At 49.6% G+C, this 23150-nt stretch carries 18 protein-coding genes and 1 tRNA gene; 13 read left to right on the forward strand and 6 right to left on the reverse strand.

Going from position 1 to position 23150, the window contains the following annotated elements:
- Positions 1–167: 167 nt before the first annotated feature.
- Positions 168–956 carry a formate dehydrogenase accessory sulfurtransferase FdhD gene (gene fdhD, locus BUB67_RS10080; RefSeq protein ID WP_073239303.1) on the reverse strand — a complete coding sequence of 263 codons (789 nt, stop codon included), beginning with the start codon at positions 954–956 and terminating at the stop codon, positions 168–170.
- Positions 957–1054: 98 nt separating this feature from the next.
- On the opposite strand from fdhD, the gene BUB67_RS10085 reads away from it, so the two are divergent.
- The 3 genes from BUB67_RS10085 (at position 1055) to groL (ending at position 3885) form a co-directional block, all read left to right on the forward strand.
- Positions 1055–1543: a MogA/MoaB family molybdenum cofactor biosynthesis protein gene (locus BUB67_RS10085; protein ID WP_073239304.1), complete on the forward strand. Its 489-nt coding sequence runs from the start codon at positions 1055–1057 to the stop codon at positions 1541–1543.
- Positions 1544–1917: 374 nt separating this feature from the next.
- The gene (gene groES, locus BUB67_RS10090; protein ID WP_003544414.1) at positions 1918–2202 is read left to right on the forward strand and encodes a co-chaperone GroES; all 285 of its coding nucleotides are present in this window, start codon (positions 1918–1920) and stop codon (positions 2200–2202) included.
- A 66-nt stretch (positions 2203–2268) separates the two neighbouring features.
- Positions 2269–3885, forward strand: a complete 1617-nt coding sequence (gene groL, locus BUB67_RS10095; RefSeq protein ID WP_073239305.1) for a chaperonin GroEL — start codon at positions 2269–2271, stop codon at positions 3883–3885.
- Between the two features lie 633 nt (positions 3886–4518).
- Here the strand turns inward: groL and BUB67_RS10100 are convergent.
- Complete coding sequence (locus tag BUB67_RS10100) at positions 4519–5382, reverse strand: esterase/lipase family protein (RefSeq protein ID WP_143157047.1); 864 nt, start codon at positions 5380–5382, stop codon at positions 4519–4521.
- A 425-nt stretch (positions 5383–5807) separates the two neighbouring features.
- Positions 5808–5903 (reverse strand) — tRNA-Cys (locus tag BUB67_RS16440).
- A gap of 822 nt (positions 5904–6725) precedes the next feature.
- On the opposite strand from BUB67_RS16440, the gene cysK reads away from it, so the two are divergent.
- Positions 6726–7682, forward strand: a complete 957-nt coding sequence (gene cysK / locus BUB67_RS10110) for a cysteine synthase A (RefSeq protein ID WP_073239308.1) — start codon at positions 6726–6728, stop codon at positions 7680–7682.
- A gap of 309 nt (positions 7683–7991) precedes the next feature.
- Here cysK and BUB67_RS17230 read toward each other — a convergent pair whose 3' ends face one another.
- The 3 genes from BUB67_RS17230 to BUB67_RS10120 all read right to left on the reverse strand — a co-directional run bounded on the left by BUB67_RS17230 (position 7992) and on the right by BUB67_RS10120 (position 11462).
- On the reverse strand, positions 7992–8114 hold the full coding sequence (locus BUB67_RS17230; RefSeq protein WP_274377240.1) for a hypothetical protein: 123 nt from the start codon (positions 8112–8114) through the stop codon (positions 7992–7994).
- 66 nt (positions 8115–8180) lie between these two features.
- Positions 8181–8996, reverse strand: a complete 816-nt coding sequence (locus tag BUB67_RS10115; protein WP_073239309.1) for a DUF169 domain-containing protein — start codon at positions 8994–8996, stop codon at positions 8181–8183.
- Positions 8997–9143: 147 nt separating this feature from the next.
- A complete protein-coding gene (locus BUB67_RS10120; protein ID WP_084127700.1) occupies positions 9144–11462 on the reverse strand; it encodes a GGDEF domain-containing protein in 2319 nt (772 codons plus the stop codon).
- A gap of 326 nt (positions 11463–11788) precedes the next feature.
- On the opposite strand from BUB67_RS10120, the gene acs reads away from it, so the two are divergent.
- The 9 genes from acs to alr all read left to right on the forward strand — a co-directional run bounded on the left by acs (position 11789) and on the right by alr (position 23137).
- On the forward strand, positions 11789–13735 hold the full coding sequence (acs, locus tag BUB67_RS10125; protein ID WP_073239310.1) for an acetate--CoA ligase: 1947 nt from the start codon (positions 11789–11791) through the stop codon (positions 13733–13735).
- Positions 13736–13854: 119 nt separating this feature from the next.
- Complete coding sequence (locus BUB67_RS10130; protein WP_416358835.1) at positions 13855–15198, forward strand: histidine kinase; 1344 nt, start codon at positions 13855–13857, stop codon at positions 15196–15198.
- Positions 15199–15210: 12 nt separating this feature from the next.
- The gene (locus tag BUB67_RS10135) at positions 15211–15996 is read left to right on the forward strand and encodes a LytR/AlgR family response regulator transcription factor (RefSeq protein WP_073239311.1); all 786 of its coding nucleotides are present in this window, start codon (positions 15211–15213) and stop codon (positions 15994–15996) included.
- An 87-nt stretch (positions 15997–16083) separates the two neighbouring features.
- On the forward strand, positions 16084–16455 hold the full coding sequence (gene acpS, locus BUB67_RS10140) for a holo-ACP synthase (protein ID WP_073239312.1): 372 nt from the start codon (positions 16084–16086) through the stop codon (positions 16453–16455).
- 6 nt (positions 16456–16461) lie between these two features.
- A complete protein-coding gene (locus BUB67_RS10145) occupies positions 16462–18027 on the forward strand; it encodes a bifunctional ADP-dependent NAD(P)H-hydrate dehydratase/NAD(P)H-hydrate epimerase (protein WP_073239313.1) in 1566 nt (521 codons plus the stop codon).
- A gap of 217 nt (positions 18028–18244) precedes the next feature.
- Complete coding sequence (locus tag BUB67_RS10150) at positions 18245–18697, forward strand: MarR family transcriptional regulator (protein ID WP_073239314.1); 453 nt, start codon at positions 18245–18247, stop codon at positions 18695–18697.
- 94 nt (positions 18698–18791) lie between these two features.
- A complete protein-coding gene (locus BUB67_RS10155) occupies positions 18792–20387 on the forward strand; it encodes an MDR family MFS transporter (RefSeq protein WP_073239315.1) in 1596 nt (531 codons plus the stop codon).
- 407 nt (positions 20388–20794) lie between these two features.
- Entirely contained in the window at positions 20795–21919 is a 1125-nt protein-coding gene (gene ald, locus BUB67_RS10160; protein ID WP_073239316.1) for an alanine dehydrogenase, read from the forward strand.
- Positions 21920–22015: 96 nt separating this feature from the next.
- Positions 22016–23137 (forward strand): alanine racemase, encoded by a 1122-nt coding sequence (alr, locus tag BUB67_RS10165; protein WP_073239317.1) that lies wholly within the window; start codon positions 22016–22018, stop codon positions 23135–23137.
- Positions 23138–23150: the final 13 nt, after the last annotated feature.

The raw sequence follows: 23150 nt of genomic DNA on the forward strand, positions 1-23150 counted from the left end.
TGTGAGAGATAGTAACCAGTCCAATAGATGAATGAAAAAATGGGGTAGGTTTTAAAACCCTACCCCATCATAATATCATCTTTATATCATCTTTTATAAAAAGCCAAAGGCCAACAGCCAAAAGCCAATGGCCAGACCCCAAAGAAATACCAGCAAGCTACAAAAGCCTAGCCTAAAATTCTCTCCGGGTACGTATACACATTCATCCGCTCGCCCTTAGCGAAGCCAACTACCGTGATGCCCAGCTTTTGTGCCATTTCCAGGCCTAGATCGGTGGGAGCGGAGCGGGAAACGATGACCGGCAGGCCCATTTTGCCCACTTTAATAACAATTTCAGAAGAGACCCGACCGCTGAAGACAAGGATTTTGTCGTTCAGAGGGATACGGTTTAAAAAAGCGCGGCCAAAGATTTTATCCACCGCGTTGTGTCGCCCCACGTCTTCGTAAAACAGTATCACTTCGGTGGGGGCGCACAGGGCAGCGTTATGGACGCCGCCGGTTTCTTTAAATAAAACCGACATTTGTTCCAAACGGTCGGATAAATCCCATACCTGCCCCGGGGTTACCAGCAGGCTGGCAGAAACTTTGTTCATGCTTTTGGCATCATTGACGAAATAAAAGACCGGCCGGCCCCGGCCACAGCAGGAAGTGATGTTTCTTTTGAGAAACTTGGACTCGGCTTCACAGTCAGGAGCATCAATAGAAACAATGCCGTTTTCCTGATCGATCTTTATGTTTTTAATATCCTCGGGGGATTGCAGCAGACCCTCTGAACACAGAAAACCAACGGTTAATTCCTCAAGGGCCTGGGGAGAGCATACCATCGTTACAAATTCCTTGCCGTTCAGGAATAGGGTTATGGGTACCTCACGTACAATGACATCCTTTGTAGAAAGCGCTTTATCACCCTTAATCCGAACGATTTTATGTGTTGTTTTATTAACTTGCCAAACCATGTCTCAACCCCCCTGAAAGGTGCCGTAAACTTTACTTTATTTTAACCCAACCTATCAGTTATGTGAAGATTAGATCAATCCATGAGGTGAAAAACATTATGTACAAAATAGGTATCATAACCATGAGTGACAAAGGTTCCCAGGGCCTGCGGGAAGACACCAGCGGGGCCACCATCCGGGAAATGGTGGCAAATCTCGGGACGGTGGAGCAATACCGTCTTGTTCCGGACGACCCGGAAATCATCAAGGCCACTTTAATTGAATTTGCCGATGTACACCGACTGGACCTTATTCTGACCACCGGCGGGACCGGGTTGGGGCCAAGGGATCATACGCCCGAAGCCACCCTGGCTGTTATTGACCGCCAGGTACCAGGCATTGCCGAAGCAATTCGGGCGGCGAGTATGGAAAAGACTCCCAAGGCCATGTTATCCCGGGCAGTTAGCGGGACTAGGGGGAGGACTCTTATTATCAATTTGCCTGGGAGCGTCAAAGGCGTCAGGGAGTGTTTGGAGGTTGTTTTACCGGTGCTGCCCCATGGACTGGAAATTCTTAGCGGCAAAGGTGGAGAGTGCGGACAGCCATGATTAAGAAGTGGGATGTGAGAGGTTGGAAGTGAGAAACTGCTCATTGGAGTTTACCGAGTATTATGAGAAAAATGGAAAAAATTTAAAATACAATTGCATAAAAAAACCAGGTATATGGTAAAAATATTTTCTGGGTGATGGATGAATTAACAAACCCAGTAAATGTAATGTAGAAGGAGAAATTAAAAGATAAATACCCGTAATTTGGTTTTTGGCACAGCTAAATCGGATTATTTTGTTGTCCGGGTGTTTGCTTTTAATTTTTTTGTTCTGTATTATATTTACTGGATGTTAGCACTCAACGTTAATGAGTGCTAACAAATCCAGACCCGTAAATTAAAAAACCTTAATATAATTTAAAAGGAGGGTTTTTTGTGATTAAACCATTAGGTGACAGGGTAGTTGTGAAGGCGCTGCCCCAGGAAGAAAAGACCAAGAGCGGCATTGTTCTGCCGGACACTGCGAAGGAGAAACCCCAGCAGGGAGAGGTTATTGCCGTGGGACCCGGCCGTCTGCTGGAAAACGGACAGCGTGCCACCATCGACCTGAAAGTTGGCGACAAAGTCTTTTTCTCCAAGTATGCAGGCAATGAAGTAAAAATTGATGAAGAAGAATATTTAATTCTGCGTGAAATGGATATTCTTGCTGTCATTGAATAAATACCCGTTGGTACTTACCTAAATTTAGTACATCTCATGTTTTGATATCGAAGGAGGTCATGAACCTTGGCTAAAGAAATTATTTTCCGCGAGGATGCTCGCAAAGCGCTGGAAAGAGGCGTTAACGCCCTGGCCGAAGCCGTAAAAGTAACCCTCGGCCCCAAAGGACGTAACGTAGTCATCGACAAGAAATTCGGTGCACCCACCATCACCAACGACGGTGTAACCATTGCCCGGGAAATTGAGCTGGCCGATCACTTTGAAAATATGGGCGCTCAGCTGGTGAAAGAAGTGGCCACCAAGACCAATGATGTAGCCGGTGACGGTACCACCACCGCTACCGTACTGGCTCAGGCCTTGGTGCGTGAAGGTCTGAAAAACGTAGCCGCCGGCGCCAACCCCATGATTATCAAGCGCGGTATTGAGAAGGCTGTAGAAAAGGCTGTTGAAGAAATCAAAGCCATGGCCAAACCCATTGAAAGCAAAGAGGCCATTGCTCAAGTGGCAACCATTTCCGCCAACGACGAATCCATCGGTAACCTGATTGCCGAAGCTATGGAGAAAGTAGGCAAAGACGGTGTTATTACCGTTGAAGAATCCCAAGGTATCGGCACCACCCTGGAAGTGGTGGAAGGGATGAACTTCGACCGCGGTTACATCTCCCCTTATATGATTACCGATACCGACAAGATGGAAGCTTCTCTTTCCGATCCGTACATCTTAATTACTGATAAGAAAGTTTCTTCCGTTCAGGAAATTCTGCCGATCTTGGAAAAAGTCATTCAAACCGGCAATAAGCCCGTACTGCTGATCTGCGAAGACCTGGAAGGCGAAGCTCTGGCCACCCTGGTACTGAACAAACTGCGTGGCACTCTGAATGTGGTTGCTGTTAAGGCGCCCGGCTTTGGTGACCGTCGCAAGGCCATGCTGGAAGACATCGCCATTCTCACCGGCGGTACTGTCATCACCGAAGAAGTTGGCCTCAAGCTGGATAAAGCCACCCTGGATATGCTGGGTACTGCCCGCCAGGTCCGTGTTAAGAAAGAAGAAACCATCATTGTTGGCGGCGCCGGCGACCAGTCCAAGATTGAAGCCCGTATCGCTCAAATCAAGAAACAAATTGAAGAAACCACTTCCGACTTCGACCGTGAAAAACTCCAGGAGCGCCTGGCCAAGCTGGCTGGCGGCGTAGCTGTAATCCAGGTTGGCGCAGCCACTGAAGTGGAAATGAAAGAAAAGAAACTGCGCATTGACGATGCTCTCAACGCAACCCGTGCCGCCGTTGAAGAAGGTATTGTACCCGGTGGCGGTACCGCTTATGTAGATATCATTGATGCCCTGGACACCATCCAGGCAGAAGGTGACGCCAAGACTGGTGTGGATATTGTGAAGCGTGCTCTGGAAGAGCCTCTCCGTCAGATTGCCAATAACGCCGGTCTCGAAGGTTCCGTTGTGGTTGAAAAGGTAAGGGCTGCTGCCAAAGGTATCGGGTTCAACGCTATGACCGAACAGTATGTCGATATGATTGCTGCCGGTATTGTTGACCCTGCCAAAGTAACCCGTTCTGCCCTGCAGAACGCTGCTTCCATCGCAGCTATGATCCTGACCACCGAAACCCTGGTTTCCGAGAAACCTGAAAAAGAAAACACCAACCCCATGGGCGGCATGGGCGGCATGATGTAAGGCAACGTCCAACAGCCTGATAGATAAAAAAAGAGGCCTCGCATAAGGAGGCCTCTTTTTTTATGTGCGCCCGGCATGGGCGTTATCTATAGGGTGAAAGTCCCGAACGGTGAAGGTAGCAGTAACCGTAGCTCAAGACAAGGGTGTTCATCGCGAGGTGGAATCTGAAGGAAGTCGGCGGCAAACCTCCGGCCGAGGACCACGAACCCCAGGTGAGGCTAACAGCAGCTGGATGAGCTTGCATAACAAAGCAAAGTCCTTGCATCCCTTCGTCCATTCCTCAAAGCCCACTGGCCTGAAATTAGAGAACAGCTCCTAAACGGAACCTACCAGCCTAAACCAATAAGGAAATTAACACCTAATGGAATGCCCAAAAAATTCCACAGGATGGAGTCAATCCAGTTTTTATCCAGCAAATGCTGGGTCATAAGAATCTTCAAACCACGTTGACATATCTTCACATGACATCAAAGAGCCTTATGGGTATCAAGAGTCCTCCTTGACACCTGTTATGGTGACACACAAAATGATTCCCATACAGGATGTTTTTATTAATTTTTACCCCTCGTATGAACAAACCTATACTCTATCCCCACAGCAAGCCAAGGCCTGTAATGACATCATGTGCTGGCGTCACTTTAAACAAAGGGAAGTAATATATCTCAGCACAGCTTGATGTTCCAATATTCCCATATGGCCAAAGATTTCTCTTAGAGAAATTTTCTTCACCTTAACATTAACGATGAATCCATGAGTAACAGGCTTGCCCCTCTCATCCATAAGGCAACCGGTAAAGGGTTTAACAACCAGGTCCTGTTGGGTGGCAAAGGTAGCCACTTGTAAACCCTGATCCTGGAGTTCCCTAATGGTTTCCCGGCGCATGCGAACCATTTCCTGCCGATAATTAAATTCCCGGAGCAATTGCTTTACCGCCGGGCTGGCTAAGAGACTGTTGCTATATCCCAAAAGATGAGTTATTACATCCGGAACTTTGGTTTCAACGCCCAGTAAGGGTGAATTTAGAGTAATCACCCCCTTAATTTTTTGTCTGTTTTCAAGGCTGGTTGTACAAACATAATCCAGGGCAATTCTTCCTCCCAAACTGTGACCCACTAAAATAAATTTAGCTTCCGGGTGAGCCAGGGAAAAGTTATCAATTAGATGTGCTAATCGGCTGACACTTAAAGAAATTGGTTGGCCGGTATCTTTAGCTGAATATTTTTGGGGCCGCCAAATTCCTTCAATGACTTGCCCGCCCCTATAACTGAAAAGTAAAAAACGATCGTCAAAGAAGGAATAACCTGCCCTAGCCAAAGACCTTCTAATACTGGGAAAACCCAGAGCCTCTGATAAATTGCCGTTATAATGGCATCCCAACCCGTTTAAAAAGATAATATAAACATTTTGATTATGGCTGATATTTTTGTTTAATGATGGAGAGGGAGGCGGTTCATGGGAAATTTGATTAACTATCAAGAAGAAAACCGTCAGAGCCATTACAGTTATTAACCCGGTTATCAGATACCATTTAAGGCCTGTGCTTTTAAAAAAGGAATATTTTCTGTTTATCCGTCGCAAGGCAAATCCACCACCATTGTTGTTTTAAATGCTGCATTAATGGCAAAGGCTTTGGTAAGTCGGCAGCGGTATTTACGCCAAAGGACAAGGCTAATGATCAATAGAATATTACCAATGGTAAACCATTCTGTTCGATAGTATATTTTAACAATTTATAACACATATATACATTTACTGAAGTAGTCTTATTGCGGGCACATCCTACTGCCACAATAAAAAACCCCGGGTTATGGCTAAATATACCCGGGTTTTGTTGACTGTTATTGCAGTTGTTACTGTTGGGGCTGCTATGTTTTAAGAGTCGCCTGCTCTACCAAGTGTGCTAATGAACCATGATTTGTGTTTGGAGGGGAGAAGTCGGAATCGAACCGGACTCCCACCTGAGCTACAGGCGGGCCAGCGGGTTTGCAGCCCGTGGGGGGACCTTCCCCATTCTCCCCAGGTTATTTTATCATAATGATTTGTCATATCACAAATAACTTTTATTTATAAATCTTAAGCAGACTATAACATCTTGTTGTGCCTGGCAAAAATTTTAAGGCCCCCAAGGGGCCTTACCAACAAGCACCCTATTAAGTTCAGACTGTGACAATGTTACCATCACCTTTTTCATGGTGACATTTTCACAGATTAATTTTAAGGTGACAATATCACAGAACGATCACATTCATACATATATATTCTTGCAAAAACAAATTAGTTCTGCTAGTCTGAAAATTTTACCAGAAAATATTTGACAATTGCAGCACCTTCAAGATATATTCGGAATTTTGCTTCAAAGGTAAAACCTCCTTTCGTGACGAAATTTGTTGTAACACAAAAGGGGGTAAACAGCCTTGAAGTTCTGCTCAACTTACTTGCATTCATTTGAAAATGCCTCTGGCGAGACAGAATATTGGCGAATAAGCCTGGTTAGGATAGGTAACGGGTTTACCTTAGGCACGGCCCATGGTCCGGCGCGCAATATCACCATACCTTGTTATATAGCAAATCAAAACGAAAAGGAAGCATTAAAAACTATGCTGCTTGCTATTAAACAAAGGCTTATCTCAGAACACTAGGAGTTTGGAACGGGGCCGCTGGCTATGATACTCAAAGAAGTTATACCTCCGTCTTTGGATGGAGGTTTTTTGTTTGTTTAAGAAATAACTGAATCATGAAGGTGAATTAAGGGCGACCGGATATGATTTTAATGCATACTCTGTATAATTCTGTTTGTTTGTTCTATTATATAAAGAAAATAATATAGCGGAGGATCGCTCATGCCTGTTTATAACAGTATCTTGGAAACCATCGGCCGCACGCCTCTGGTGCGTTTAAATCACCTGACCAGGGGGTTGGCTGCAGAGGTGCTGGCCAAGGTGGAATTTTTCAATCCCGGCGGCAGTGTCAAGGACAGGATCGCATATGCCATGGTCACCGATGCCCTGCAGCGGGGCGTCATTAGTAAAGACAGTGTGTTGATTGAACCCACCAGCGGCAACACCGGAGTGGGCCTGGCCATGATTTGCGCCGCCATGGGTATACGGCTTATTTTAACCATGCCGGAAACCATGAGTCAGGAACGGCGCAGCCTTTTAAAGGCCTACGGGGCGGAGCTGGTTTTAACACCCGGCGAACAGGGAATGAGGGGGGCCATTGCCAGGGCGGAAGAACTGGCAGCCGGCCTGGGGAATGCCATGATGCTGCAGCAGTTTGCCAATCCGGCCAATCCGCGGGCCCATTTGGAAAATACCGCAGTGGAAATCTGGGAAGATACCGGGGGGAAGGTGGATATCTTTGTGGCCGGCGTGGGCACAGGGGGCACCATTACCGGCGTTGCCAAATATATTAAAGAAAGAAAGCCTGATTTTCAAGCGGTGGCAGTGGAACCGGCCCAATCTCCGGTCCTTTCCGGCGGCTCTCCCGGACCTCACCCCATCCAGGGCATCGGGGCGGGATTTATCCCGCAGGTTTTAAATCTTAAATTGGTGGATGAAGTTTTTCAGGTAACCGGAGATCAGGCCATGGAGACCGCCAGGCGGTTAGCCCGGCAGGAGGGGATCCTAGCGGGCATATCTGCCGGGGCGGCCCTCTACGCGGCCCTGGAGGTGGCGCGGCGGCCGGAAAATGCAGGAAAACTGATCGTGGTCTTACTGCCGGATACCGGAGAGCGTTATTTATCCACCGCCCTGTTTAAAGAAGAAGGGCCGAAGGAAAGTTTTCAAGCCAACCAGTAAGGTGTGTATTGTATTCATACTGAAAACCTGTTGAACTTTGTTGTTCTATCTGCTATACTTTCAAAAAAATAAATAGGTGCAACGTTGCATCAGTTCATGAAAACGGCAAGGGCGCGTTTAATCGTTGCCCTTTTGTTTTTATTTGTAAGGAAAGGGAAGTGATAAAATGTCGAAGGATCTCATCAACAAAATCCTGGAGGATATCGGTCTGGAAAAAATCGACTACAGCGAAGAAAAAACTCCCCGGGTTCAATAGTAAGCAAAATAAATAAAAAACCGAAGGCGACAGCGTTATTTGCCTTCGGTTTTTTACTGGGACGGTTCTTCTTCAGTATTGTCGACTTTTTCCAGACCAATTTCTTCAAGGATTTGATCAATTAATTCCTTCGTCATGGAGTCACCCCCCTTCAGATTATTTAATAATTTTATCACTGATTATTCCTTGTGTCAATAAAAAGGGGCACTTTCCGGGAAAGAGCCCCTTGTATGAATAGTCTCTTACCTTTCTTCATCCTTAAATCGAATCATCGGGCATTTTTTGCATACATCCATACCGGGGTATTCCTGCCCGCCGGCGCCGATAAAGGATGCGCCGCCGCCGTAATGACGACTTCTCTTTAATAACTGTTTGGCCACGGCTTCAATTTGGTCTCCGGGGATGAAAACATTGACTTCACCCTTTTCGGTCTTGCCGGAAGTAAAGCTGCCGGCGCACATGGTTTTCATGCCGGCGTTGTGGTTCAGGTAACAGTCCACGGTACCGCCGCAGACCGCCGAGTTGACAGTATGGGTGGAAGCGACGGTGGGAACTTTGGTCCCTCCGATGTAATCATTCAGGATGTGGTAGGCTTGAAAGGGGTTGACGATGAAGAAAACCACATCGGGTTCCACCGGTGTTTTATACAGGGGAGCGGTCATAATGCCCTTCAATTCCCCCAGGGGTAATTTGGGTTTGGCTTCCAGACATTTTTGGGCCAAATCCCAATCAGTGGTATATTTCAAATGATCCTTAACCTCTTCCTCGGTGGCGGCACGGAAACCAAAAACTGTCCGGGCATTATCACAAAGAAGTTTGTCGTCGGTGATTTTTACAATGTAGTTATCCATGCGAGAGGCTAAAACCGCCTGGCAGAAAGTCATCTTCGGGCCGGGGATTTTTTCTGCCGCAAGTTTATCAAATTCTTCCTGATCAAAATAAAATTTAACCGCAACCGGGTTGTATTCAAGCTTATAAAGGGCTGCAAAGGCCCGGTGCATTTCTTCGCAGGTCAGAGATTCTTTATTGGCCAGTTCCGCGACATTAATCAGCAGCATGATGGCTCCTCCTTGCAATTGATTGTAAATTACTTATTGATATGTTATCAGATAATAGACAAATGAAATGTGTTCCAGCACACAATTTATTTGTCGGCTTGCTAACGATTATAAGGAGGCCCTTGTGGTTTCTTGACTTGGACCGGTCTATGCATGTGTTCTTGAAGGTTGCCGCCGGTCCCGGACATAAATACTGCCAGATTTGGATTTGGCATAATGTTTTAATTGAGCGGTTGTTTCTGCCAACTGTTCCGGCGAGCAGTGGCCGGCGCAATCAACAATGGCCATGGAAACCGACACCAGCGGGAACCAGATTTCCTGTCCTTGCCTGTTGATGCCATAGAAGCCACCCAGGTTTTTGTCCTCGGTGGAATACAAGTTTTTCACCAAACGATCAAAATACCGAATGTAACGCCGGCATATCTCTTCCGCTTTCTCCTTGTGGGTAAGAACAATAAAATCATCTCCGCCGATGTGCCCGACAAAATCCAGGGAACCTCCATATTTGCGAACCACGCCGGTCAACAGTCTGGCGGCCAGCAGGATTAAGCGGTCGCCGTTTTCAAAACCATAACGGTCATTGTAGGACTTAAAGTTATCTAGGTCAACGTAGATACAGGCAAAGGGGGATTTTTCCGTCAGGCGGTTGTTGATCTCCCTTTCAATGGTTAAGTTGCCGGGCAAACCGGTCAAGGGGTTGGCCCCCTTGGCCACCTCCATGCGAATTTTGGTCATGGTGTCCAGCAGGGTTTGCACCGACACCACCCCGTGCAGTTGGTTGTCCCTGGTGACAACGATGTAATCGTAGAGTTTTAATTTGTCCCTGTTCATGGAAAGTTGGGACACCTGTTCAATGGGCAAAGATGTATCCACAATAAGGGGGTCAGCATCCATAATCATAGACACCGGTCGCTCGAAATAAAGGGCCACCCCGTATTGGGTTCCCAGGTAACGGTCCAGGTGATGACGCATCAACAGACCCACAGGTCGATTGCCCTCCAGCACCACGACCCCGTTAACCATATCGTTGCTGTCCATCATCTCTTTCAGTCTGCGAACGGGTGTGTCTGTTGTGACTTGCACCGCCGGTTCAGTGATTTCTCCGATGGGGAAGGCCTTTTGCCAGACATCGGTGGGGTTGCGGGAGGCCAGGGAAAGAATTTTATTGAGCGCCTCGGTCCGTACCGAAGGCATGGGGGAGGCGGGGCGAGCCAAAAAATACCCCTGGCCGTAATGCACCCCGATGGAACGAAGGGTTGTCAACTCTGCCTCGGTTTCAATCCCTTCAGCGATGATGGAGCAGCCGATTTTCTGGGCGAAGGTAACAAAGGTTTCTAACAGAGCCTGCTTAACCCGGTTGGAGTTGATGTCCTTCACCAGTGAGTGGTCAATTTTTATGTATTCCGGCCTTACTTCGGCAATGGCCTGCAGGCTGGAAAAACCTGCCCCTGCATCGTCCACCGCCACCCGGTATCCCTGATTTCGATAGTGGGCCAGTGTCTTATTAAATTGATGAAAGTCATGGATGCCCTGCCGTTCGGTAATCTCAAATACGAGATTATGGGGACTCAAATGACTGTCCTTTAGCATTTTAATGGTCTCGCCTTTAACAAACTGGGGGTCGTTAATGGTTTGGGGGTGGATGTTGAGGAAAAGTTTTTTACTGCTATCCACAAGATCAAAGTTTTTGATGGCTAATTCCCGGCAAACCTTTTCCAGGGGAAAAAGCAGACCCGCTTCCTCGGCATAGTTAAAGATGACGGCCGGGGATAAAAAGTAGCTGTTTTCCGGTCCCCGGGTTAAGGCTTCCCAACCCAGGATTTCACCGGTCTGTAAAGAAACGATGGGCTGGTAAATAATGCGGAATTTTTTATTCTCCAATAAATCATTAAACTCTCCCAGCAGGTGCACCATCTGCTGGTCCCAGGCGCCTTTGGCCACCTTTTGGGCCTCTTTCAGTGCGGTATACAGCGCTTGTTCAGGGTTTTTCAGCCCCCTGGTGATGGTGGAATAACCAACGTGAAGTTTAACGGTGTTGCCGGTGATCTTGATCAATTCTGTTTTCAATGCTTCTTCCAGGGCGATGCGCATGGCAGTGGCCATTTTGTTCAGTTGTTCCGGAGGAAGCGTTTTTTCCTGACGACAAAGGACTAAAAAGTCGTCCCCCCATAAATTTTCCACGATGATTTCCCCGGAGCAGTTGATAAATTCTCCCGCCCTTTCCCCCAGGGCTGAAAGAAGTATGTTAAGAACCCTTTTAGCAGCGGTTTCGCCATGGAGCTGCATCACCTGGTGAAAGTCCGCGATGTCCACATAGAGGAGCAGGACAGAAGACCCCCGGGTCATCATTTCAACAAGTTTTTCCAGGAAGGAGCTACCCTCCAGTAGATAAAGGAAAAGGCTTTTGCGTTTTATAAACCTGCGCATTGAGGATTTAAACTGGCCGGTTAACTTGTTAAGAAACAATTGCCATTCCACCCCTGGTAGTTCTTGGTTAATTCAATGTACCACAGGCTGGTTAGAATTCGGTTAATAAAGGGTTAAAGGCCGGTTAACACACTTTAAAGGTTCCTGCTTTTTCGCGCCAAAGGTTGAAAACCCAACTTTAACGGTTTATTTAACGTTTTAACGGTCAACCGACGGGTGTTAACCCTTTAAACCATGAGATGGCGCCGTTCGGGGAGAGAATGATCAGAAAAGGGGTGCTTTCTTCCCTTTAACGGGAAAATCATATACCCCGAGTCCCCTATTCAGTAAGATAAAAATATAATAATGGCTTGGGAGGTAGGGTTATGTTTAACCAAAAAAATGTCGCGTTTGCTTCGGAGGAGCAGGTTTATTATCCCGATATCTCTTTTTCCGCCCGGGCCAATGTCCGGGATGCTCGCATCTACGACTGGGCAGGCATGGACTATGAAGGTTTTTGGGCCGAAGAGGCCAAGAAGCTTCACTGGTACAAGACCTGGGATAAGGTGCTGGAGTGGCAGAGCCCATTTGCCCAGTGGTTTGTGGGGGGCAAGTTAAACGCCTGTGTCAATTGTGTTGACCGGCATTTGGACGGTTGGCGTAGAAATAAAGCGGCGATTATTTTTGAAGGGGAACCGGGTGACCAGGTGGTCTTAACCTATCAGGACCTGCACCGGGAAGTCAGCAAATTTGCCAATGTGCTGAAAAGTTTAGGAGTGGTCAAGGGTGACGTTGTCACCATCTATATGCCGATGATTCCGGAGGCTGTTATTGCCATGCTGGCCTGTGCCCGCATCGGGGCGCCCCACAGCCTGGTCTTCGGAGGGTTTTCTGCCGAAGCGCTGCGGGATCGCATCAAGGATGCCGAAGCCAGGGTGGTTATTACGTCGGATGCTTGCTGGCGGCGGGGCAAGGCCATCCCCCTCAAGCAAAATGTGGATGCGGCTTTAGCCCAGTGTTCCAGTGTAGAAAAGGTTGTGGTGGTGCAAAGGACTGGCAGTGAAGTTTATATGGAACCGGGTCGGGATCTCTGGTACCACGAGCTGATGAAAAATGCGCCTATTGTTTGCGAACCGGAAATCATGGATGCCGAAGATATTCTGTTTGTTTTGTATACCAGCGGCACCACCGGCAAGCCCAAGGGCATTGTTCATACCACAGGAGGGTATTTGACCAGCGTCACTTCTACCCACCGCAATATCTTTGATCTTAAAGAAGATGACGTGTACTGGTGTACGGCTGATATCGGTTGGATTACCGGCCACAGTTATCTGGTTTACGGTCCTCTGGCCAACGGGGCAACGGTTTTTATTTATGAAGGGGCGCCGGATTACCCCGAGCGGGACCGTTTTTGGGAACTCATTGAGAAATACCGGGTTACCCTTTTCTATACAGCCCCTACTGCCATCCGGTTGTTTATGAAGTGGGGAGAAAGTTACCCTGCCGGCAGGGATTTATCTTCCCTCAGGCTGCTGGGTTCGGTGGGTGAGCCCATCAATCCGGAAGCTTGGCTGTGGTACCATAAACATATCGGCAGAGAGAGATGCCCCATTGTGGACACCTGGTGGCAAACCGAAACCGGCAGTGTCATGATTGCCCCGCTGCCGGGCTTGGTGCCAACCAAGCCGGGCTCCGCCACCATACCTATGCCCGGCGTGTTTGTGGATGTGGTGGATGAACTGGGCGAACCGGTCAAAGCAGGGGAGAGCGGTTACCTGGTTGTCAAGAAACCTTGGCCCTCCATGCTGCGCACCGTCTACAAGGATCCCCAGCGCTATGTGGATACCTACTGGAGCCGGTTTGAAGGCATGTATTTTACCGGTGACGGCGCCCGCCGGGATAAAGACGGCTATATCTGGGTCCTGGGCCGGGTGGATGATGTCATTAACGTGTCCGGTCACAGGATCGGCACTGCTGAAGTGGAAAGCGCCCTGGTGGAACACCCGGCGGTGGCTGAAGCAGCTGTTATCGGTCGCTCCCATGAATTAAAAGGGCAAGCGGTATCTGCCTTTATCACCCTGCGGGAAGGCATTGCCTGGTCGCCGGAACTGGAGAAGGATTTGAAGAACCATGTGGCCAAGAAAATCGGCGGCCTGGCCCGTCCGGAAGAAATTATTTGCACCTGGGAATTGCCCAAAACCCGCAGCGGCAAGATTATGAGGCGTTTGTTAAAGGACATCGCCGAAGGCCGGGTGCTGGGCGACACAACCACCCTGGCCGATCCCGCAGTGATCGATCAGTTAATGAAGCAGAGAGTATCACTAAAAGAATAGCAGATGCCCCAACCGTCACAATAGAATCTTCTTACTCCTCCCCGGGCAGGTATACATTACCTGCCCCTGTTTTTTTGAATTTTGAAGGAAGTGATATATTGGATGTAGAAGTAAAACATATGGAAAAATTGCGATTATTAAGTCAATATTTAAATAAAAAATTTGGCTTCCGTACACCGGAAGTCACCACCATTCTGCGTTTGGCAGCCATGCAGGCAACGCTGGGTATTCTTTTTGTCCTCTGGCGCCCAGATATGTGGCCGGCCTTTGTGGTTCTGTGCCTGGCGGGTTTTATAGGGACCTTTATCATACTGGGGTTCCGCCCCTTGAAACGGGTTTTAACCGTAAGGGTGGATGAGAAGTCCTTTGCCCCAACCCTGCAGATTGCCAATGAGACACTGCCTTTCCTGCGCCGGGGGCTAAACAAGGAAACCGCCCAGAAAACCGCTGAAATTATTCAAAAAATCAGTGATGTGGCGGCGGTGGCCATTACCGACCGGGAAAAGGTGCTGGCCTTTCTGGGCACCGGCTGTGAAAACCACCCGGTGGGAGGTTCCATTGTCACCCAGGCCACCCGGGAGGTCATTGCCACAGGGGAATTAAAGGTGGTCCAGCATAAAGGGGAGTTTAATTGTCCTGTTAAAGACTGCGACTGTCCCCTGGAATCCGCCGTCATTGCCCCGCTAATTTGCAGGGGAAAAGTGATGGGTACGGTGAAGCTTTACCAGACCCATAAGGGACAAATTCCGGGCAGCGTGGTGAAACTGGCCGTCGGGGTCGCTCAACTGCTGGGGGTGCAAATGGAACTGGCAGAACTGGACCACCAGGCCCAACTGGCCACCAAAGCCGAACTGGATGCCCTGCAGGCCCAGATCAACCCGCATTTTCTCTTTAACACCCTCAATACCATCAGTATGTTTACCCGCACCAATCCGGAGACCGCCCGCAGGCTGCTGATCCGGCTGGCTTCTTTTTTCCGTCATTCCCTGAAACGCCACGGCCGCTTTATCACCCTGCAGGAGGAACTGGAATATATTCATACCTACCTGGTGCTGGAAAAGGCACGCTTCCGGGAAAAATTACGCGTTCTGAGGAATATAGATAAATCACTCTTGCACTACCGGATTCCGGTGTTAACGGTGCAGCCCCTGGTGGAAAACGCCGTCCGGCACGGTATTACCCCTAAAGAAGGACCGGGGACGGTTCAGATATCTGCCCAGCTCCGGGGAGATGAGATTGAAATTGCCATCACGGATGACGGGGTCGGCATTCAGCCGGACATCATGCCCAGAATCTTTGAGCCCGGTTTCGGTTCCGGCAGCGGCGTCGGGCTTTCCAATGTAAATGAACGATTGAAGATGCTGTTTGGGGAAGACCACGGCCTGCACATAGAAAGTGAACCTGGTTACGGGACCACCGTTTGGCTGCGGGTGCCCCTGATGCTCCATGACGATGATGATTAAGGAGGGATTGGCGTGACATTAAAGGCCCTGATCGTGGATGATGAATACCCGGCCCGGCAGGAATTGCGTTTTATGCTGGGGCGCTTTAACAACATTGAAATTGTCGGGGAAGCCACCAGTGCCACAGAGGCTCTGGCGTTGATCAGAGCCTTGGAATATCAGATACTGTTTTTGGATATCAACCTCCCGGGTATGAATGGATTGGAGTTGGGCGCGGTCATTCAGGAACTGCCCAGGCCACCCTTTGTCATTTTTGTTACCGCCTATGACGAACACGCACTGGAGGCCTTCGATGTCAATGCAGTGGATTACATTCTGAAGCCCGTTGACGAAAAGCGTTTAAAACGAGCCATTGACCGGGTCATCAAGGCGCAACAGGAAAGGGAAGCCTGTACGCCGGTGCCGGTTCATGCAAACTTAACTGCGGATACAAACAAAAGCCCTGCCGACACCGGGGAAATAAAAATTAACCGTATCCCCGCCGAGAAACAGGGGAAGACCATTCTGGTGGATATCAGTGATGTTTTTTATGCCTTTACCGAAAGTGATTATGTCTATATTAAAACCTTTTCCGATAAACTGTTTACCCGTTTTACCCTGAAGGAACTGGAAGCCCGGCTGGGTGGCGGCATGTTCTTCCGCACCCATCGCTGCTACATTGTGAACCTTCATAAAGTGAAGGAAATTGTGCCCTTCTTTAACGGCACCTATAATTTGGTGCTGGAAGACAAGGAGCGCAGCGAGGTGCCGGTGAGCCGGGCTCAGGCCAAGAAGCTGCGAAAAATATTAGGGTTTTAAAATCTTTGCCGTTCTCTGGAAGTCTGCCTGCAAAGGGCAGACTTTTCGTGTAAACTTATAGGTAATAGAATTTTCGGAGGTGGCAGGATGAAGGGGATCGGTGCAGATATTATCGAAATAGAAAGAATTGAACTGGCCGTCAGCCGTGCCGGCCAGCAGTTTTTGGATCGGGTCTTTACTCCGGCGGAGCAGGAGCACTGCAAGGGCAAGGTACACTGCCTGGCCGGCCGCTTTGCGGCCAAAGAAGCCATCCTAAAGGCACTGGGCACCGGACTGAGGGAATTAAGATGGACCAACATTGAGATTTTGCCCAATTACCTGGGCAAGCCCGAAGTGAAACTTGCGGGACCGGCCCTGGAGCTGGCAGAAAAAATGGGCATTGCCAGGGTGCTGGTCAGTATCTCCCATGACCGGGGCAGGGCGGTGGCCTTTGCGGTGGCTGTAGGGAAGGAAGGGTAGAGAATAGTGCGTATCGCAACAGCAGCCGAAATGAAACAGATCGACCGGCGGGCCATGGAACAGTACGGCATCCCGGGGGTTGTTCTGATGGAAAATGCCGGTCTGCGAGTGGTGGAGGTCATTCAGGATATTCTTAAAGAAATTAAAGGTAAAGTCTTTACCATCCTGGTGGGCAAAGGCAACAACGGCGGCGATGGCCTGGTGGTGGCCAGGCACCTCCACAACCGGGGGGGCCAGGTTAAGGTTCTCCTGCTGGCAGACCCGGAGGAGTTTCAGGGGGATGCCCGGGTCAATCTCAACATCTGGCAGAAGATGGAGCAGCCGGTTTACCAGGTGAACCAGGTCAACGGTATTAATATCGTCAAGGTGGCCCTGCTCAACACCGACCTTATTGTTGACGCCCTTTACGGCACCGGTTTCCGCGGCAGTGTCAATGAAAAGACGGGGCGGGTCATTGAGTTAATCAATGCCAGCCCTTTACCGGTGGTGGCGGTGGATATTCCTTCGGGATTGGAAGCGGATACCGGACGGGCCAACGGCCCCTGTATCCGGGCGGACCACACCGTTACCTTCGGCTTACCCAAAATCGGCCTGGTGGTGGAACCCGGGGCCGGTTATGCCGGTAAACTGCACGTGGTGGATATTTCCCTGCCCAGAACCCTGACCGAAAGCAAGGAGATTCCCAGGCAGCTGCTGACCGGGGAAATGATTGCTTCCTGGTTTAAACCCAGACAATCGGATGCACACAAGGGCAGCTACGGCCGGGTGCTGGTGCTGGCCGGCTCCCGGGGGATGACCGGGGCAGCTCGTATGGCAGCCAAGGCAGCCCTCAGGGCCGGGGCCGGGTTGGTTACCCTGGCTTTGCCGGAAAGTTCACAGCCGGAAGCAGCCGCCGCCATTGATGAAGCCATGACCAGGGGGCTGCCGGAGACCACAGAGGGGACCCTGGCGGCTGCCGCCCTGGAACCTGTTCTGGCGGCCTGCCGTTCGGCAGATGTCCTGGTCACCGGTCCCGGCATCGGCACCCATCCGGAAACCGTTGAACTCATACGGGCGCTGCTGCCCAGGTTGACCATCCCGGTTGTCATTGACGCAGACGCCCTCAATGCTCTGGCCGGCGCCACAGACCTTCTGGCGAAGCTGACGGTACCGGCCATCCTCACCCCGCACCCCGGAGAAATGGGACGCCTGTTGGATCTCACAGTGGCCGAGGTGCAGGAAAACCGGCTTGATCTGGCCAGGGCAGCGGCCCAAAGGTGGAACCTGGTGACTGTTTTAAAGGGGGCCCGCACGGTCATCGGGACGCCGGACGGCAGTCTCTACATCAATCCCACAGGCAACCCGGGCATGGCCACCGCAGGGAGCGGCGATGTACTGGCAGGTCTGATCGCCGGTCTGCTGGCCCAGGGATTTTCGCCGGAACGAGCCGCAGCAGCCGGTGTCTATCTGCACGGCGCCGCCGGCGACCTGGCCGCCGGCCGTTTGGGTCAACTCAGCACCATGGCGGGAGATATACTGGAGTTTTTGCCGGAAGCCATGCAGTCTGCCTTGAATAAAACCAATTTACCATAGCAAATTGGATTAATTTAATGATGGAACAGAGAATCCAAAGCATCCACCTCATGCCGGAAGAGGTGGTTATTTTTTTGAAGTCGCCATCTGTGGCTTTTACCGGGGCATGAAAAGGTAATAGCATCTATTTGACATGTTATTTTTTATCATGTATATTTAAATACATGAAATATTAAATAGATTAAATAATATCAAGTTATCAGGGGGATCTCGAACAATGGCTGATAAAGAATATCTGATCGGCTACGTCAAACGATTGGAAGCGGCTTTTACCAAAACCATGAAAAAATTGGGGCCCAAGTTATCTAGTCTTGAAGAAGGTTTGACGCAACCTCAGTTTTTTGTTTTAGGGCTCCTAAAAAATAACCCGCGCACCGTGACCGAAATAGCAGAAATAATGGGGGTACAACCCAGCGCCATAACCGCCATTCTAGATCGAATGTATAAGAGCGGGTTTATTTTGCGGGAAAGAAATGAAGAGGACCGGCGTGTTGTGGTGGTGTACATTACTGAGAAGGGAAAAGAGGTATTCGCTAAAGCTCAAAAAAAGCGTCTCGATATCATAACCCGTTACCTTGGTTACCTGGAACGTGAGGAACTGGAACAACTGCTCAATATATACGAAAAACTGGCTAAGATCCTGGAAACTGAAGATGCCAAAAGGAATTAGCTATATATGTGCCCGTGTGTCTTTTCCTGATCATGGGCATTTTTAATTATTCAAAGTGTCTTGCTGAAACATCTTTAGAAAGGTGATGTTGATGATGAATACAGGTTCCAGACGCAATCTCCTGATTGCAGGACTGCTGCTGGGAATGTTTTTTTCCTCCCTGGACCAAACAATTGTTGGTACCGCTATGCCCAGAATCATCGGCGAACTGGGCGGTTTGGATATTTTGGCCTGGGTCACAACGGCCTACATGTTGAGTTCAACAACAGTGGTTCCCATCGCCGGCAAACTTGCCGATTTATACGGCCGCCGGATATTGTATGTAGCGGGGATTTTGGTTTTTATGTCAGGTTCCGCTTTATGCGGCACCAGTCAAAACATGACCGAGTTAATTATTTATCGTGGTTTGCAGGGATTGGGCGGCGGCATTATGATGCCCATGGCCATGACAATTGTGGGAGATATTTTCCCGCCTGAGAAACGTGGTAAATGGCAGGGAGTTATGGGCGCCGTGTTTGGTTTGTCTTCTATTATCGGTCCCACCATTGGCGGCTGGTTTGTTGACTATGCCACCTGGCGCTGGGTATTTTACATCAATCTGCCTGTTGGTATGGTTGCTGCAGTAGCGATTTTCTCAGGTCTGCAGGGTGAAAAACGATTGAAAGACAAGGTGGTTATCGACTATTGGGGCGCTATAACACTTGTGATAGGGGTTGTATCCCTTCTGCTGGGCCTGAGTTTAGGAGGGAAGGACTACCCCTGGGGCTCCTGGCAGATTCTTGGATTGCTAGGCCTGGCTTTTATCTTTCTGCTGGCCTTTGTGTTTATCGAAAGAAAGGCAGAAGAACCCATTCTAAGTTTAGACCTGTTCAGGAACAGGGTTTTTGCCATAACGAATATTGTAGGATTTTTATTAGGTTTAGGAATGTTCGGCGCCATCATGTTCTTGCCGTTGTTCCTGCAAGGGGTGGTGGGAGTCAGTGCCACGCAATCCGGCAATACTATGATTCCCATGATGTTTGCCATGATGATTACCAGTATGCTTGGGGGGCAGTTAATATCTAAAGCCGGTTTTCGCACCTTGTTTGTGGCGGGTACCGGTATCATGACAGTGGGTTTTTACCGGTTAAGCGCCATGACTGTGCATACCACCCAGCTGGGTGCAATTGCCAATATTGTCGTCCTTGGCATCGGGATGGGTTTTGTCATGCCGACCTTGACCATAGCGGTACAGCAAGCATTCCCTCCCGAGCAACGAGGGGTGGCCACCTCCGCAACACAGTTTTTCCGCAGCATTGGTGGAACCCTCGGCATGACCGTTCTGGGAGTGGTCATGAACCACCAGTCAGTAAAAATATTAGAGAGGGATTTCTTCCCTATAGTTCAACAAATTCCGGCAATGCAAGCGGGGCCTTTTGGCAATATGCTGGCCAAGGCGCAGTCTGATCCCCAGGGCTTATTTAATGCTCTTTTAAGCCCGGAAACTCTTAATAAAATACCTGTACAATGGCAGCAAATTTTGCTGCCGCCTCTGAAAGTTGCCCTTTCAGACTCGCTTCATGTGGTTTTCCTGGTGGCTGCGGGCATCATGGTATTGGGAGTTTTCGTAAGTCTGCTCATGGGGAATGAAAGAATTGAACCTGTGAAAACAAACCGCACCATCCTCAAGGACGTCAATGAGTCGGCCTAAATAATTGCCACGGTTTTATAGCGGCAATGGCTGTTTTCTGGCCCCGCTGGTGAGTGTGGAGACAAAAAATATCCTGCCCGGTCGGCGGCAGGAGTTTGAAAAAATATAAGGAGAATATGAAGTTTTTGTTGGCCGGAAAAACCATTTTTATATTACTCCTCATGTATTAATTTTTTATTGAGGCCAGGTAAACTTAAAATTAATTTTATTGGCAAGATATATTTCCGTATATGGAAATATATCTTGCCAATTTGTCGGTTAAGAAGGGGAATCTGGAAATAATAATTTCCAGATTGATAAATTTGACAGAAAAGGATCTATTTTTTTGAGTTCCGGCGCGGAAATATCATTTGGCATGAGTTTTGCTTTTTTGTTTTGGTAATTCATCTCCCAAGGAGGCGACTTCTGTGTTAATCGGAGTACCAAAGGAAATAAAAAATAACGAGAATCGTGTTGCCATTACCCCCGCAGGGGTACATGCCATGGTGAACAATGGCCATCAAGTGATTATTGAACACAATGCCGGGCTGGGCAGCGGCATCACCGATGAAGCTTATTTGGAAGCCGGCGCCCAAATTGTGGATACCGCCAGAGAGGTCTTTGCCAGGGCCGATATGATCATGAAAGTAAAGGAACCCCTGCCGCCGGAGTATGATTTATTCAAAGAAGGACAAGTGCTCTTTACTTACCTGCACCTGGCGCCGGAACCGGAATTGACAAGGGCGTTGCTGAAGAAGAAAGTGGTAGGCATCGCTTATGAGACCATTCAATTGGACAACGGGTCCCTGCCTCTGTTAACACCCATGTCCGAAGTGGCCGGCCGCATGGCTATCCAAATTGGCGCCCGTTATTTGGAAAAGACCTACGGCGGCGCAGGTGTCCTGCTGGGCGGTGTCCCCGGTGTTCCGGCCGCTGAAGTGGTCATCATAGGCGGCGGCATTGTCGGTACCAACGCTGCCAAGATGGCCATGGGCCTGGGAGCCAATGTCACCATCCTGGATGTCAATGTTGACCGCTTGCGTTACCTGGATGACCTGTTCGGCGGACGCATCCATACCGTGATGTCCAACAGTTACAATATTGCCGAAGCTGTTAAAAAAGCCGACTTGCTGGTGGGCGCTGTGCTGATTCCCGGCGCCAAGGCCCCCCGCCTGGTTACCGAAGCGATGGTAAAAACCATGAAGCCCGGGTCTGTCATTGTAGACGTGGCCATCGACCAGGGCGGTTCCATTGAAACCATCGACCGGGTGACCACCCACAGTGAACCAACCTATGAAAAATACGGTGTTATCCACTATTCCGTAGCCAACATGCCCGGCGCAGTGGCCCGCACATCCACCTTTGCCCTGACCAACGTAACCCTGCCCTACGCCCTGCAACTGGCCAACAAGGGCTGGTTAAGGGCGGTGCAAGACAATTGTGCCCTGGCCAAAGGTGTCAATGTGGTGGACGGCAAGTGCACCTTCAAGGCTGTGGCTGAAGCTCTGAACCTGGAGTACACGCCCCTTTCCGAAGTAATCGATTCTTTCTGATCATAAATAATCCTTTGCTTGGCGCAGGCCAAGCATTTTTTTTGCGTTTATGCTACAATAGAGGCAGATTTATGTTTTACTGGCAGGTGTAGATACATGACTGAACCCATTTGGGCAGAGATAAATCTGGGGGCCATCCGTCATAACATTCATGAAGTAAGGAAGCTGGTGGGGCCCCGCAGGGAAATTATGGCTGTGGTGAAGGCCAACGGTTACGGACACGGCGCTGTGCAGGTGGCTAAGGCCGCCCTGGAAGCGGGGGCTACGCGACTGGCTGTGGCCCGTTTGTCGGAAGCGCTGGAACTTCGCAGGGCCGGCATTGAGGCGCCGGTTTTAATTTTTGGCTATGTTTGCCCGGACCAGCTGGCAAGCGCCCTGGAAAACCAAATCATATTAACCGTTTACAGGTTTGATATGGCCGAACAAATTGCCAGGGCAGCTGAAAACAAGGGCGTCCGGGCAACGGTCCACCTGAAGGTAGATACCGGCATGGGGAGACTGGGTTTTCCGGCCGGGGAAGAGGGAGCGGCGGCAATCAAAAGGATCTGCCAACTGCCGGGGCTCAGGGCGGAAGGGATCTACACCCATTTTGCAGCGGCGGACGAAAGGGACAAGAGCTATACCCGGTGGCAGTTTGACCGGTTTTTATCCCTTTTGAACAACCTGGAGCACCGGGGGATTTCATTCCCCCTGCGGCATTGTGCCAACAGCGCCGCCATTATTGATTTTCCGGAATCCTACCTGGACCTGGTTCGGCCCGGCATTATGATGTATGGTTTATATCCCTCGGAGCAAGTAAATAAATCCAGGGTTCACTTACAGCCGGCCATGACCTTAAAGGCCAGAATTGCTCATGTAAAAAAGGTGGAGCCCGGAACCAAGATCAGCTACGGCTGTACCTATACGGTACCGGGACCAACGGTGATTGCTTCCCTGCCCCTTGGTTATGCAGACGGTTATCCCCGTCTGCTTTCCTCCCGGGGCCAGGTGCTCGTCCGGGGGCAGAGGGCGCCGGTGGTGGGCAGGGTTTGCATGGACCAGTGTATGGTGGACGTGGGTCATATTCCAGGGGTTCAGGTGAATGACCCGGTTATAATCTTCGGACAGGATAAGAATAATAAATTACCGGTAGAAGAAGTGGCTGCCTGGTTGGGTACCATTAACTATGAAGTTGTCTGCTGGGTGGGAAGCAGGGTCCCACGGGTTTATACAGGGTAGCCGGGAGAGGGAT

This window comes from Desulforamulus putei DSM 12395, from assembly GCF_900129195.1.
Taxonomy (GTDB): domain Bacteria; phylum Bacillota; class Desulfotomaculia; order Desulfotomaculales; family Desulfotomaculaceae; genus Desulfotomaculum; species Desulfotomaculum putei.